Raw genomic sequence first — 12,424 nt, forward strand, 5'->3', positions numbered from 1 at the left:
ATAGTATAATAAGAAAAAGGAGAAAAGCTTAAATGAATAATTCCAGCAATAAAAAAAGTCATAAAAGGCTGCTAATCGTTGTATCACTCGCAACCATCACAACAGCAGGAGGTGTTTTTATGTTTAGTATGTTAGGGAAGTCTCAAGAGGAACGTCGAAATAGAGAGTACGAAGTCAGTTTGGTAAATTCCTTAAAGAATTCCTACCAAGGGATTAAGGAGATTAAGATTTCCAATCCAAACTACACAAACCCTCCAGGTTCATGGTCTTGTGATGTAGAAATCAAATTTAATGATGAAAGAAAAACTAACTATAGGATAGGTCATGGACTTAATGATAAAAAGAATTATCAAGGATCATTGACCAATGAGAAAAGGCAATTCCTTAACAATTACAAAGGCGTGACTGACTTAAAAGTAATTGTTACATATTCAGATAATAGCACAGGAGAACAATGATGACATTTTCCTATACAGATGAGCAGTTAAACAATTTGAATCAAGATTATGCTGTATATAGTGTAAATCTTGAGTTCGCTAAGCGTAACGGTAGGACTTATGTCAATTCAAATCTCATTGAAAATACATCTCCTGATGATTTAGAAAAAACCAACACCATAACCACCTCTGACGGACAAGAATTCCGTGTTGTTGCCACTAAGTCTGACACTGAAACAGGTTTTGATGGGCTGGCAGTTGCACCAATTGTCAATGGCGAACCAGATTATAAAAATGTAGCCGTGATTGCTGCTGGAACGGACCCTGATAGTCCGGTGAATAAACAAGGTCCTTTTACACGCGATGTCTATAGTGCTATAGTTGCTAGACAAACTTATTTATCTCCACAATATAAGGTTGCTGACCAATTCGTAAAAGAAATTATGGATGATTCCAGATATGAAGTTAGTCAACTATCCGGTTATTCACAAGGATCCTACATGCTGAAAGTAGGGGCTAAATACCACATCCCTACGACTACCTTCAATGCTTGGTTTAAATACGGTGCACTCACACTGGAAGAAAAAGAATTTATCGAAAATAATCCTGCTATGTTTATAGATTACCGTAGAAAACATGATGATGTAGTACGTTGGAATGACTCTAATCACCCAGAAAGGTACACCAGTCCGATTGATATTACAAATTCTATGCCTAACACGATTCATTGGCTTGATGGGACAAGTCACAAAATTGGTGATTGGGAGTTTGATCCTGTAACAGGTCAAGTTGTTGATGGTAAAGGTGGAAAACCCTTAATTAGTGGTGTTTATCGAGCTTATGCCAACAGTCTCCGAGGAATGGCTCATTACAAGGACTTGAAGTCAAAATGGTCATCAGGTGGCATTAGTAGCTCTGAGGAAATATACTTAGATGCAGCTCAAGGTTCTATCCTATCATCATCAATGGCTACGGCAGCAAGAACTGGAGCTGATGAAGTGAGCGCCTTAGCCAAAAACGCCAATCAAGAATTACAAGAAATTTGGTCAAAAATCGATTTTACAAGCTACACAGCCTTGGCTCCCTATGAAGTTGAAAGCCTTTTTGCTAGCCAAGGTATCACTCAAGCACAGTTTATCGATACTTTTCAGGCAGAAACGGATCAAATAGTCGCTAAGATGAATGCTCCCGCCCAAGCATTTGAACAGTTAGATAAACAATTACAGGAAGTCATCGAAAAAACAGTGGCAACAGACACACAATTTGCTAAGGAGTTCAGACAATGGAAAGCAGAGATGTAAAATGGGATGCCATTAGACAAAAAGAGAGGGAAATTCTTAACCTCGAAGAACAATACTATCTGGAAAAGAACAAGTTAGAGAAAAAGACCCTAGAATTAGAGGAACGTTCTGCAAGATTGGAAAGGATCATGAACGAAGAAGCTGATAAAATGTACCTAGTATTAAGAAAGTTTTCGTCACCAGCTGATTGTGTTAGAGAGTACTTTACAGAAATAGAAAATTTGAGATATCATTCTAACCAAGTTTATAGAACTAATGAAATAAAACTGGAAGAAGAAAAAGAAAAAATAGATAAAGAATTTCGACAAAGAAAAAATATCTTAGATGAAGAATATCAAAAACTAAGGAGAAATTATGCAAGCACCAATGAATGAGTACTATACTGATGAAGAATACCAATATGCTCTAAAACAAATGTATCGCATGATGGAAAGAAATCGTATCCTGGCTCAATGCCAATTGGCAAAGACCGCTAAAAATCAAATAAAAGAAAGTTTTGACCAAAAATCGAAAACAATTGCAAGAGATACTAAAGCAACAATAACAAGTATTAACAGCCAAATGGACACTGCAATACAAGGAAAAGTCCGCAAAAGTCTTGAAACAAAAATACCTAATATGTTAGTCAAGTATGATGATATATAAAGAAGAATTTTTCGTATGGTTATATAGTTTTCTTTGCATCTATGTCCTCTATAATATCTTTCCGAAAAACTATAATTTTCTTGAAAGATAAATGAGTCTATGCTATACTACTAGTAGAGTTTATTTATGGAGAAAATACATGAAACGTGAGATTTTACTGGAACGAATCGACAAACTAAAACAAATCATGCCCTGGTATGTTCTTGAATACTACCAATCTAAGCTTGCTGTTCCTTACAGTTTTACAACCTTGTACGAATACCTCAAGGAATATGATCGATTTTTCAGCTGGGTTTTAGAGTCTGGTATCTCAAATGCCGATAAAATATCTGATATTTCTTTATCTGTCTTGGAAAATATGTCTAAGAAAGACATGGAATCCTTTATCCTTTACCTACGTGAACGTCCTTTGCTGAATGCTAATACAACCAAGCAAGGAGTTTCTCAGACAACCATCAATCGGACTTTGTCAGCACTTTCTAGTCTTTATAAGTATTTGACTGAGGAAGTTGAAAACGATCAGGGAGAGCCTTATTTTTATCGTAATGTAATGAAAAAAGTTTCAACCAAGAAAAAGAAAGAAACGCTTGCTGCCAGAGCTGAAAACATCAAGCAAAAACTCTTTTTAGGTAATGAAACAGAAGGTTTTCTAACTTATATTGACCAAGAGTATCCACAACAACTTTCAAATCGAGCTCTCTCATCATTCAACAAAAATAAAGAACGTGATTTGGCCATTATTGCCCTTCTATTGGCGTCTGGTGTCCGCTTATCTGAAGCTGTTAATCTGGACCTAAAAGATCTCAATCTAAAAATGATGGTTATTGATGTCACTCGAAAAGGGGGCAAACGTGATTCGGTCAATGTCGCTGCTTTTGCTAAGCCTTATTTAGAGAATTATCTAGTCATTCGAAATCAACGCTATAAGACGGAAAAAACAGATACAGCCCTTTTTTTGACTCTCTACAGAGGTGTTCCTAATCGTATCGATGCTTCCAGCGTTGAGAAAATGGTTGCTAAGTACTCTGAGGACTTCAAAGTCCGTGTAACCCCCCACAAACTACGACATACCCTAGCAACTAGGCTCTATGATGCCACTAAATCGCAAGTTTTGGTCAGTCATCAGCTAGGACATGCCAGTACACAAGTCACTGACCTCTATACACATATCGTCAACGATGAACAAAAGAATGCTCTAGATAGTTTATGATTTTACGTATTTTAAATTATGTAAATACATATCAAAAAAAGAAGCTGGTCCTACAACCAACTTCTTTTTGATTTATCCAACTACCGCCTCAGCGATTTCTTCACGGCTAATACCAGCGAAGTAGCGTGTGATATCAATGGTTTCTAGCGCCTTAAGGACATCTTCGCGTTCGTATTTCACCCCACGAAGGATATCTTCTACTGCAGCAACGTCTTCAATACCAAAGAAGTCACCATAAATCTTGATGTCTTGGATTTTTGATTCAGTAACGTTAGCAAAGACTTCCACCTTACCACTAGTGAATTTTGTTCCACGACGGACGTTAAATTCAGGTGATTTACCGTAGTTCCAGTCCCAAGTACCGAACTTAGTATCCTTGATTCGATTGATTTCAGCCAATTCTTCCTCAGAAAAAACGTATTCTGTCATCTCTGGATACTCTTTTTTCATGTATTCCAAGAGTAAGTCACGGAATTCTTCGACTGTGATTTTTTCTGGTAGTTCATTGACAATATTGGTTACACGAGCACGGACGGATTTCACACCTTTTGACTCAAATTTATCTTTTGAAACCTTAAGAGCATTTGCGAGGACTGACAAATCAACGTCAAAGAGCAAGCAACCGTGGTGCATGATACGGCCGTTGATATAGGCTTGGGCATTGCCACAGAACTTCTTACCATCAATCTCAAGGTCATTACGACCTGTGAACTCAGCTTTAACCCCAAGTTGAGCCAGGGTATTGATAACCGGAGTTGAGAAGCTCTTGAAGTCAAAAGCCTTGTTTTCATCTTCCTTTGAGATAATCGTGTAGTTGAGGTTATTTAAATCGTGGTAAACAGCTCCACCACCGCTGATACGGCGGACCACCTCAATACCATTTTCTCGAACATAATCACGGTTGATTTCTTCGATGGTATTCTGGTGACGACCAACAATGATAGAGGGCTTGTTAATCCAAAGTAGGAAGATTTGATCCTCATCCAAAAGATGTTTAAAGGCGTATTCTTCCAAGGCGATATTAAAGGCAGTGTCGTTTGAATGATTGATAATATATTTCATGATATCCCTTTATACGATAGAGACTGGAAAGTTATTTTCCAGTCTAATCTATCTTTCTTTTATTTTTTCTTAGGTGAATGGATGGCCATTCCTAGAACATCCGCAAATGCTTCGTACATGACTTCAGAGTAGGTTGGGTGCCCATGGATAGTTTTCAGCATTTCTTCAACAGTAATTTCCATTTCTATAATGCTCGACGCTTCATTGATCAATTCTGCAGCAGCAGGACCAATGATATGAACACCAAGGATTTCTCCGTATTTCTTATCTGCAATGACTTTTACGAAACCTTGAGCAGCATCTGAGGCAATAGCACGACCGTTAGCAGCAAAGTTGAACTTACCGATGGCAACATCGTATTTCTCACGGGCTTGTTCTTCAGTCAAACCTACTGCTGCTACTTCAGGAAGAGTATAGATGGCTGCAGGAGTCAAATTCAACTTGGCAACAGCATGATTTCCTTTAAGAGCATTTTCTGCCGCAACTTCCCCCATACGGAAGGCTGCGTGCGCCAACATCTTAGTACCATTGATGTCACCTGGTGCGTAAATTCCTGGAACAGAAGTTTCCATGTATTCGTTGACCTTGATACGACCACGATCCAATTCAAACTCAACCTCTCCAATACCTTCAAGATCCGGCACACGACCGATTGAAAGAAGAGCTTTATTTGCGATGATATCGTCTTTTCCTTCAACCTTGATACGAAGTTGACCATTTTCCTCGATGATTTCTTGCAGTTTAGTACCAGTCAAGATGGTCATTCCTTTACGCTCAAGAATCAAGCGAAGGTTCTTAGACACTTCTGCATCCATAGCTGGCACGATACGGTCCATCATTTCGATAACAGTTACTTTTGAACCAAATGTCATGAAGGCCTGACCAAGTTCGATACCGACAACACCACCACCGATGATAACAAGGCTTTCTGGCACTTCGTTCATTTCAAGAATGTCGTCACTTGTCATCACGAGTGATGATTCCATACCAGGAACGTTGATCTTGCTGACTTTTGAACCACCAGCAAGGATGATTTTCTTGGTTTCAAGCAATTCAGAACCATTTACCAAGACATTCTTGTCTTTAGTAATAGTACCGATACCCTTATGAACAGTAACTCCGTAACTACGAAGAAGTCCTGCAACACCACCAACAAGAGTATTAACAACTTTAGATTTAGTTTCTAAAAGTTTGTCCATATCAACAGTGAAGTTAGGATTTTCAATCACGATACCACGATTTGCAGCATGACCGATATTTTCAATAATTTCAGCGTTATGAAGGTAGGTCTTGGTTGGAATACAGCCACGGTTTAAGCAGGTTCCACCAAGTTCAGATTTCTCAACAAGGGCAACCTTACCACCGAGTTGGGCAGCTTTAATGGCTGCCACGTATCCAGCAGGACCTCCACCAATCACAACGATATCAAAAGCATCATCGCTCTTACCATCATCGTTTGAGGCACTTGCTGCAGGTGCAGGGCTAGCTTCTGGGGCTGTTGCTCCAGAAGTTGGGATGTTTTCCCCTTCTTCACCAAGGTAACCGATAACTTCCGTTACAGGGACAGTTTCGCCATCTCCTTTGAGAATGGCAATCAAGTACCCATCTTCTTCGGCTTCCAATTCCATGCTGACTTTGTCAGTCATGATTTCCAAAAGGATTTCTCCTTCTTTTACAAATTCTCCGACTTTTTTATTCCATTGGACGATTTGTCCTTCTGTCATATCCACACCGGCTTTTGGCATAATTACTTCTAAGGCCATGTCTTCCTTCCTTTATCTATATCTTTAAAATGAATACTCTTGTTCTTAAATCAACATTGAGATTGGATTTTCAATCAACTCTTTCAAGTCTTTCATAAACTTAGCACCAGCCATACCATCTACGACACGGTGGTCAATTGTTAAACCAAGACTCATGATTGGGCGAATCACAATTTCACCATTGATAACAACAGGCTTCTCAATCGTCGAACTGACACCAAGGATAGCTGAGTTTGGTTGGTTGATGATCGGACCAAAGGACTGAACGCCAAACATTCCCAAGTTACTGATAGTAAATGTTGAATTTTGCAGTTCGCTTGGAGCTAATTTACCATCCAAGGTACGACCAATAACATCCTTGAAGGCTACAACCAGTTCAGAAAGACTCATCTTCTCAGCATTGTACACAACAGGTGTCATCAATCCATTATCCATTCCAACTGCCATCGCAAGGTTGACATAGTTGTGAGTGATAATAGTCTTGCCATCTTCAGTCAATGAAGCGTTGATGTAAGGATGCTTCATCAAGGTTTTTACAACAGCAAGTGAAAGAAGGTCTGTTACAGTGGTCTTCTTCCCAGTTGCTTCCATGATTGGCTCAAGAACCTTCTTACGAAGAGCCAACATTTCAGTCATATCAACTTCATAGTTGAGCGTGAAGGTTGGCGCAGTTAGGTAAGATTCAACCATCCGTTGGGCAATAACCTTACGCATTGGTGTCATTGGAATACGTTCAATTTCACCGTATGGTGTTACGTTATCAGGAACTTCTTCCACTTTTTCAATCTGAGCAGGAGACTTGATGGTGTCGTTTTCAATATTTTCAGGAAGCAAGGCCAAAACATCCTTCTTCATAATTTTACCACGATGACCAGTTCCTTGGATTTCCTGCCAAGCAATATTATGTTCGAGGGCAATTCGTTTTGCAAGTGGCGAAATGCGAACCACGTTTGTGTCTTTATAAGTTTCCACGTCTTCTTTGTGGACACGACCGTTTGCACCTGAGCCAGAAACGTCGTAGAGGTTGATCCCTAAATCATCCGCTAACTTTCTAGCTGCAGGAGTCGCTCTTAGCTTGTCATCAGCCATGACCTCTCCAATTCTATACTAAGATATTAAGGACGAAGAGCTCTGCACCTAAGAGATACAAAGATTCTCGTCAGCTTTATTTTGTTTACATAACTTATCTTATGTAATTCTATTCTTTGTTATATGTTTTACGGATGGCATCTTTGATGCTTTCAACTGTTGGAATCATTGCATTTTCTAGGTTTTGCGCATAAGGCATCGGCACATCTTCTCCTGCACAACGACGAATTGGTGCATCTAGATAATCAAATGCTTCTGATTCTGAAATAATTGCTGAAATCTCTCCGATATAGCCGCTTGTTTTGTGGGCATCGTTGACCAGAACAACCTTACCAGTCTTCTTAACTGAGTTAATGATAATATCCTTATCAAGCGGAACAAGGGTACGTGGGTCTACAATTTCAACAGAAATTCCTTCTTCTGCTAATTCTTCAGCAGCTTGAACCACACGGCGAAGCATTTTTCCATAAGTAACAACTGTTACATCCGTACCTTCACGTTTGATTTCGCCAACTCCAAGTGGAATCGTGTAGTCTGGATCAACTGGCACTTCCCCTTTTTGGTTAAATTCTGACTTGTACTCAAGTATGATAACTGGGTTGTTATCACGGATAGAAGACTTGAGAAGGCCTTTCATGTCTGCAGGCGTACCTGGAGCTACAACCTTTAGGCCAGGAATGTGAGTAAACCAAGACTCTAGTGATTGCGAGTGCTGGGCTGCAGAACCAACTCCGTTACCTGCTGCACAACGGACGGTCATTGGAACCTGACCTTTCCCACCAAACATGTAACGTGTTTTAGCAGCTTGGTTGACGATATTGTCCATGGCAATAACCGAGAAGTCCATGAAGGTCATATCGACGATTGGACGAAGTCCTGTCATCGCTGCTCCTGCTGCTGCTCCCGAGATGGCAGCCTCAGAAATCGGACAGTCACGAACACGTTCTGGACCAAATTCTTCAAGCATTCCAACAGAAGTTCCGAAGTCTCCTCCGAAGACACCAACATCTTCTCCCATCAAGAACACATTTTCATCGCGACGCATTTCCTCAGACATAGCAAGGATAATGGTGTCACGGAAGGACATTGTTTTTGTTTCCATTTTATCTCTTTCTCCTTAGTCTGCGTAAATATCTTCAAATGCTGATTCAAGCGGTGGGAATGGACTTTCTTCAGCAAATTTAACAGAAGATTCTACTGCTTCCTTAACTTGCGCTTGGATTTCTTCCAATTCTTCGGCACTTGCAATGTTATTTTCAATAAGGTAATTGCGGAGGTTTTCGATTGGATCTTTTTGTTTCCACAACTCCACCTCTTCACGCGTACGATATTTACCCGGGTCAGATGATGAATGGCCAAGCCAGCGATAAGTTACACTTTCAATCAATACAGGCCCATTGCCACCACGAACATGATCTACAGCTTTCTTAAATCCTTCATAGACGTCGATGACATTGTTACCGTCTTCGATGAACATTCCAGGAATTCCATATGCAGCACTACGTTGATGGATATGCTCTACATTAGTCATTTTCTTGATATCCGCAGAGATTCCATAACCGTTGTTAATGCAATAGAAAATGACTGGCAGGTTCCAGATAGAAGCCATGTTCACTGCTTCGTGGAAAACACCTTCATTGGTCGCACCATCTCCAAAGAAGCAGACTACGATTTTTCCAGTATGTTGCATTTGTTGGCTGAGGGCTGCACCAACAGCGATCCCCATACCACCACCTACGATACCATTGGCACCTAGGTTACCAGCATCAAGGTCGGCGATATGCATAGAACCACCTTTACCTTTACAGGTTCCAGTGTATTTGCCAAGGATTTCAGCCATCATTCCGTTGAGGTCAATCCCTTTGGCAATAGCTTGTCCGTGACCACGGTGGTTTGAGGTGATCAGATCATCTGGATTGAGAGCCAACATAGCACCCACGTTAGCTGCCTCTTCTCCAACAGAAAAGTGCGTCATTCCTGGCACTTTCCCTTTCTTTACCAATTGTGCAATTTTTAAGTCCATACGACGGATTTCTTCCATCTTACGGAACATCTCTAGCAAAAGATTTTTATCTAAAGTTAACATCTTCTTGCCTTTCTAAGTTTCTTCTTACCTTACTATTTTACCGTTTTTGGCAAATACTGTCAAAGTTTTTCTAAAGAAAATTTCACAAAATAAAAAAGAAAACCCCATGAAAACAAGGGATTTACTTATAAAGAATATTTTTTCACAAACTTTTTAGCGTTTAGATTTTTCTACAGATTCAAATCTCTTCATAATCACAGTTAAACGCCAACGGTAGAGAACCCCACTCACAATTAGACTAATAATCAAGCCGATCCAGTAAGAATAAGCTCCAAAATCTGTTAGGGAATCAAATAGCATAGCCACTGGGATTGCTACGCCCCAATAGCCAACCAAACCAAGGTAAAAAGGAATCACTGTATCCTTATACCCCCGCAAAATTCCCTGAAGGGGGGCCGCAAAGGTATCTGCTAACTGGAAGAAAAGGCTGTAAGTCAAAAAACGCGCTGTCAAATCGATAAATTCTGAGTCGTTCCCATAAAGACTGGCCACATTTCCCCTAAAAATGTAAAGAAAAGATAAGGTGAAGGCCGCAAAAATGAGGGCAGTCCATCTTCCTAGACCAATATAGGTTTTCGCATCATCAAATCGCTTGGCTCCAACTTCATAGGAAACGACAATAGCCATAGCCGATGAGATACTCATAGGGAAAGCATACATGAGAGATGAAAAATTCATAGCTGACTGGTGACTAGCGATAATCAAGGACGAAAACTTAGCCATAATCAAGCCAACCACGGAAAAGATAGCCACTTCCGCAAAGACAGTTCCCCCAATAGGCAGACCTAAGCGAACTCCTTCCTTGATTTTATTCATATTAAGTGGAATTCGTTTCTCAAGATGTAGGGCTTTGAGCTTCTCCTGTTTAAATAAAACCAGAACAGAAATCCCAAGCAAGACCCAGTAGGCCAAAGAAGTCCCTAAACCTGAACCAGCACCACCCAGCTCTGGAACTCCAAAGGCACCGTAAATCAAGAGATAGTTAAATCCACTATTCAAGGGAAGTAACAAAAGCATGAGGTACATGGACAGTTTGGTCAAGCCCAGCGAATCCAGCAAGGAACGAATGACACTAAAAAGCAACAAGGGGATAATTCCGATAGATAAAAACCAGAGATAGCGAACCGCTACTGCCGCCACCGGTGCTTCTAGTCCAATATGATTCAAGATTGGTGGTGCCAAGAAAAGCACCATCCCCAGCAAGACCACAGATAGACCCAAGGCCAGATAGATGAACTGGTAAAAATCAGACGCAACCTCTTCCTTTTTGCCTCGACCAAGATGGTGGCCAATGATGGGCACCAAGGCTGACACAATACCTGTTAGAAAGGTAAAGAAAGGATTCCAGATACTGGTTGCCATAGATACACCAGCCAAGTCCATGGTATTGTATTGGCCTGTCATAGTCGTATCAACAAAGGATGCAGAATAATTGGCAAATTGATAAATCAGGATAGGGAAAAATATCTTTAAAAATAAGATAAACTTGTCTTTAAAATGATGGGTTTGGTACATATAGGCTCTCTATTCTTTTTGTTTACAGAGCAGACTCCCACCTAGTTTTGATAGACGATTTGTCCCTTACAGATGGTATATTTAACCTGCCCTTTTAAGGTTTCACCAATGAATGGTGAATTAGCTGCTTTTGAAGCAAAATGGGAGTCCACAAGGCGGTCAGCCTTAGCATCAAAAATAGTAATATCCGCTGGACCATTCTCAGCCAAGTAACCTGCTTCAAAGTTGTAAAGCTTGGATGGGTTGTATGTCATTTTTTCAAGTAATTCCATCAAGCTTAACTCACCAGCTTCCACCAAATAGGTCAAGCCAAGAGATAGGGATGTTTCCAAACCTGTCATACCAGATGGCGCTTTGGTAATATCCTCAACATTTTTTTCATCTGCATGATGAGGCGCATGGTCAGTCGCTATAACTGTGATGACGCCTGATTTAAGACCTTCGATAACAGCACGACGGTCTGATTCCAAACGAAGCGGCGGATTCATCTTAGCATTGCTACCTTGTGTCAAAAGAAGTGCTTCGGTCTTAGAAAAATGCTGTGGCGCTACTTCTGCTGTTACTTGCGCACCCAATCCTTGAGCAAACTCCACTACTTTAACACTTTCTTCCTTAGACAAATGTTGAATGTGAACATGGGACTTGGTTGCATAGGCAATCATGACATCACGCGCCATCATAGCGTACTCAGCCACCCCAGTTGCACCACAGATATGGAAATGTTCTTTAGCAATATTTTCATTAAAGCCAAGAATCCCATTCAAACCTGGATCTTCCTCATGAAGACTAATAAAGGTATTAAGCTTTTTAGCTTCCTCCATGGCTTCCTTGACAACTTTACTGCTTTCAAGTGGAATACCGTCATCAGAGAAACCAACCGCACCTGCTTCTAAGAGTGCCTGAAAGTCTGTCAAATCTTGGCCATTAAAATTCTTAGTAATGGTCGCAACCGTCTTGACATTGATTTTTTCCTTGGCAGCTGACTGGAGAACTTCTTGCAAAGTCTCCACGTCTGAAATGGTTGGACTGGTATTAGCCATCATGACAACAGTTGTAAAACCACCTGCAGCGGCTGCTAGGGCACCCGTATGAATATCTTCCTTGTGGGTTTGACCAGGTTCACGGAAATGAACATGAATATCGACCAAGCCAGGAGCAACTACAAGACCAGTAGCATCAATTATCTCTGCTCCTTCTTCTTTAATCTCAGGCGCAATTTTGATAATTTTCCCATCTTGAACTAAGACATCACAAACTTGATCCAAACCAGACTTGGGATCCATTACACGACCATTTTTGATTAGTAGCATCTGCTT

12 protein-coding genes are annotated in these 12,424 nt (G+C 40.5%); 5 read left to right on the forward strand and 7 right to left on the reverse strand.

Features of this window, described 5'->3' with window-relative positions:
- Positions 1 to 32: 32 nt before the first annotated feature.
- From KUA57_RS00310 to xerS, 5 genes are all read left to right on the forward strand, one after another.
- The gene (locus KUA57_RS00310) at positions 33 to 458 is read left to right on the forward strand and encodes a hypothetical protein (RefSeq protein ID WP_125447415.1); all 426 of its coding nucleotides are present in this window, start codon (positions 33 to 35) and stop codon (positions 456 to 458) included.
- Positions 458 to 1,738: a hypothetical protein gene (locus KUA57_RS00315; RefSeq protein WP_125447417.1), complete on the forward strand. Its 1,281-nt coding sequence runs from the start codon at positions 458 to 460 to the stop codon at positions 1,736 to 1,738. The genes KUA57_RS00310 and KUA57_RS00315 overlap by 1 nt, the downstream gene beginning before the upstream one ends.
- Positions 1,720 to 2,112 (forward strand): hypothetical protein, encoded by a 393-nt coding sequence (locus KUA57_RS00320; protein ID WP_049491408.1) that lies wholly within the window; start codon positions 1,720 to 1,722, stop codon positions 2,110 to 2,112. The genes KUA57_RS00315 and KUA57_RS00320 overlap by 19 nt, the downstream gene beginning before the upstream one ends.
- Entirely contained in the window at positions 2,093 to 2,383 is a 291-nt protein-coding gene (locus KUA57_RS00325; protein ID WP_185756773.1) for a hypothetical protein, read from the forward strand. The genes KUA57_RS00320 and KUA57_RS00325 overlap by 20 nt, the downstream gene beginning before the upstream one ends.
- Before the next feature lie 139 nt (positions 2,384 to 2,522).
- The gene (gene xerS, locus KUA57_RS00330) at positions 2,523 to 3,593 is read left to right on the forward strand and encodes a tyrosine recombinase XerS (protein ID WP_125447419.1); all 1,071 of its coding nucleotides are present in this window, start codon (positions 2,523 to 2,525) and stop codon (positions 3,591 to 3,593) included.
- 72 nt (positions 3,594 to 3,665) lie between these two features.
- Here xerS and lplA read toward each other — a convergent pair whose 3' ends face one another.
- From lplA to KUA57_RS00365, 7 genes are all read right to left on the reverse strand, one after another.
- Positions 3,666 to 4,655 carry a lipoate--protein ligase gene (gene lplA, locus KUA57_RS00335; RefSeq protein WP_125447421.1) on the reverse strand — a complete coding sequence of 330 codons (990 nt, stop codon included), beginning with the start codon at positions 4,653 to 4,655 and terminating at the stop codon, positions 3,666 to 3,668.
- Between the two features lie 59 nt (positions 4,656 to 4,714).
- The gene (lpdA, locus tag KUA57_RS00340; RefSeq protein WP_125447423.1) at positions 4,715 to 6,418 is read right to left on the reverse strand and encodes a dihydrolipoyl dehydrogenase; all 1,704 of its coding nucleotides are present in this window, start codon (positions 6,416 to 6,418) and stop codon (positions 4,715 to 4,717) included.
- Between the two features lie 45 nt (positions 6,419 to 6,463).
- Complete coding sequence (locus tag KUA57_RS00345; RefSeq protein WP_125447425.1) at positions 6,464 to 7,507, reverse strand: dihydrolipoamide acetyltransferase; 1,044 nt, start codon at positions 7,505 to 7,507, stop codon at positions 6,464 to 6,466.
- A gap of 109 nt (positions 7,508 to 7,616) precedes the next feature.
- Complete coding sequence (locus tag KUA57_RS00350; protein ID WP_000448714.1) at positions 7,617 to 8,609, reverse strand: alpha-ketoacid dehydrogenase subunit beta; 993 nt, start codon at positions 8,607 to 8,609, stop codon at positions 7,617 to 7,619.
- A gap of 15 nt (positions 8,610 to 8,624) precedes the next feature.
- Positions 8,625 to 9,593, reverse strand: coding sequence for a thiamine pyrophosphate-dependent dehydrogenase E1 component subunit alpha (locus KUA57_RS00355; protein WP_125415666.1), 969 nt, complete (start codon positions 9,591 to 9,593; stop codon positions 8,625 to 8,627).
- 153 nt (positions 9,594 to 9,746) lie between these two features.
- Complete coding sequence (gene pdrM, locus KUA57_RS00360) at positions 9,747 to 11,108, reverse strand: sodium-coupled multidrug efflux MATE transporter PdrM (RefSeq protein WP_125415669.1); 1,362 nt, start codon at positions 11,106 to 11,108, stop codon at positions 9,747 to 9,749.
- A 41-nt stretch (positions 11,109 to 11,149) separates the two neighbouring features.
- Positions 11,150 to 12,418 carry a dihydroorotase gene (locus KUA57_RS00365; protein WP_125415672.1) on the reverse strand — a complete coding sequence of 423 codons (1,269 nt, stop codon included), beginning with the start codon at positions 12,416 to 12,418 and terminating at the stop codon, positions 11,150 to 11,152.
- Positions 12,419 to 12,424 lie beyond the last annotated feature (6 nt).

This window comes from Streptococcus vulneris, from assembly GCF_019218685.1.
GTDB classification, from domain to species: domain Bacteria; phylum Bacillota; class Bacilli; order Lactobacillales; family Streptococcaceae; genus Streptococcus; species Streptococcus vulneris.

What these genes read in the sequence shown, in the direction of transcription:
- KUA57_RS00310 (WP_125447415.1), top strand. Translation starts at nt 33, where the DNA reads ATGAATAATTCCAGCAATAAAAAAAGTCATAAAAGGCTGCTAATCGTT.
- KUA57_RS00315 (WP_125447417.1), top strand. Translation starts at nt 458, where the DNA reads ATGACATTTTCCTATACAGATGAGCAGTTAAACAATTTGAATCAAGAT.
- KUA57_RS00320 (WP_049491408.1), top strand. Translation starts at nt 1,720, where the DNA reads ATGGAAAGCAGAGATGTAAAATGGGATGCCATTAGACAAAAAGAGAGG.
- KUA57_RS00325 (WP_185756773.1), top strand. Translation starts at nt 2,093, where the DNA reads ATGCAAGCACCAATGAATGAGTACTATACTGATGAAGAATACCAATAT.
- xerS (WP_125447419.1), top strand. Translation starts at nt 2,523, where the DNA reads ATGAAACGTGAGATTTTACTGGAACGAATCGACAAACTAAAACAAATC.
- lplA (WP_125447421.1), bottom strand. Translation starts at nt 4,655, where the DNA reads ATGAAATATATTATCAATCATTCAAACGACACTGCCTTTAATATCGCC.
- lpdA (WP_125447423.1), bottom strand. Translation starts at nt 6,418, where the DNA reads ATGGCCTTAGAAGTAATTATGCCAAAAGCCGGTGTGGATATGACAGAA.
- KUA57_RS00345 (WP_125447425.1), bottom strand. Translation starts at nt 7,507, where the DNA reads ATGGCTGATGACAAGCTAAGAGCGACTCCTGCAGCTAGAAAGTTAGCG.
- KUA57_RS00350 (WP_000448714.1), bottom strand. Translation starts at nt 8,609, where the DNA reads ATGGAAACAAAAACAATGTCCTTCCGTGACACCATTATCCTTGCTATG.
- KUA57_RS00355 (WP_125415666.1), bottom strand. Translation starts at nt 9,593, where the DNA reads ATGTTAACTTTAGATAAAAATCTTTTGCTAGAGATGTTCCGTAAGATG.
- pdrM (WP_125415669.1), bottom strand. Translation starts at nt 11,108, where the DNA reads ATGTACCAAACCCATCATTTTAAAGACAAGTTTATCTTATTTTTAAAG.
- KUA57_RS00365 (WP_125415672.1), bottom strand. Translation starts at nt 12,418, where the DNA reads ATGCTACTAATCAAAAATGGTCGTGTAATGGATCCCAAGTCTGGTTTG.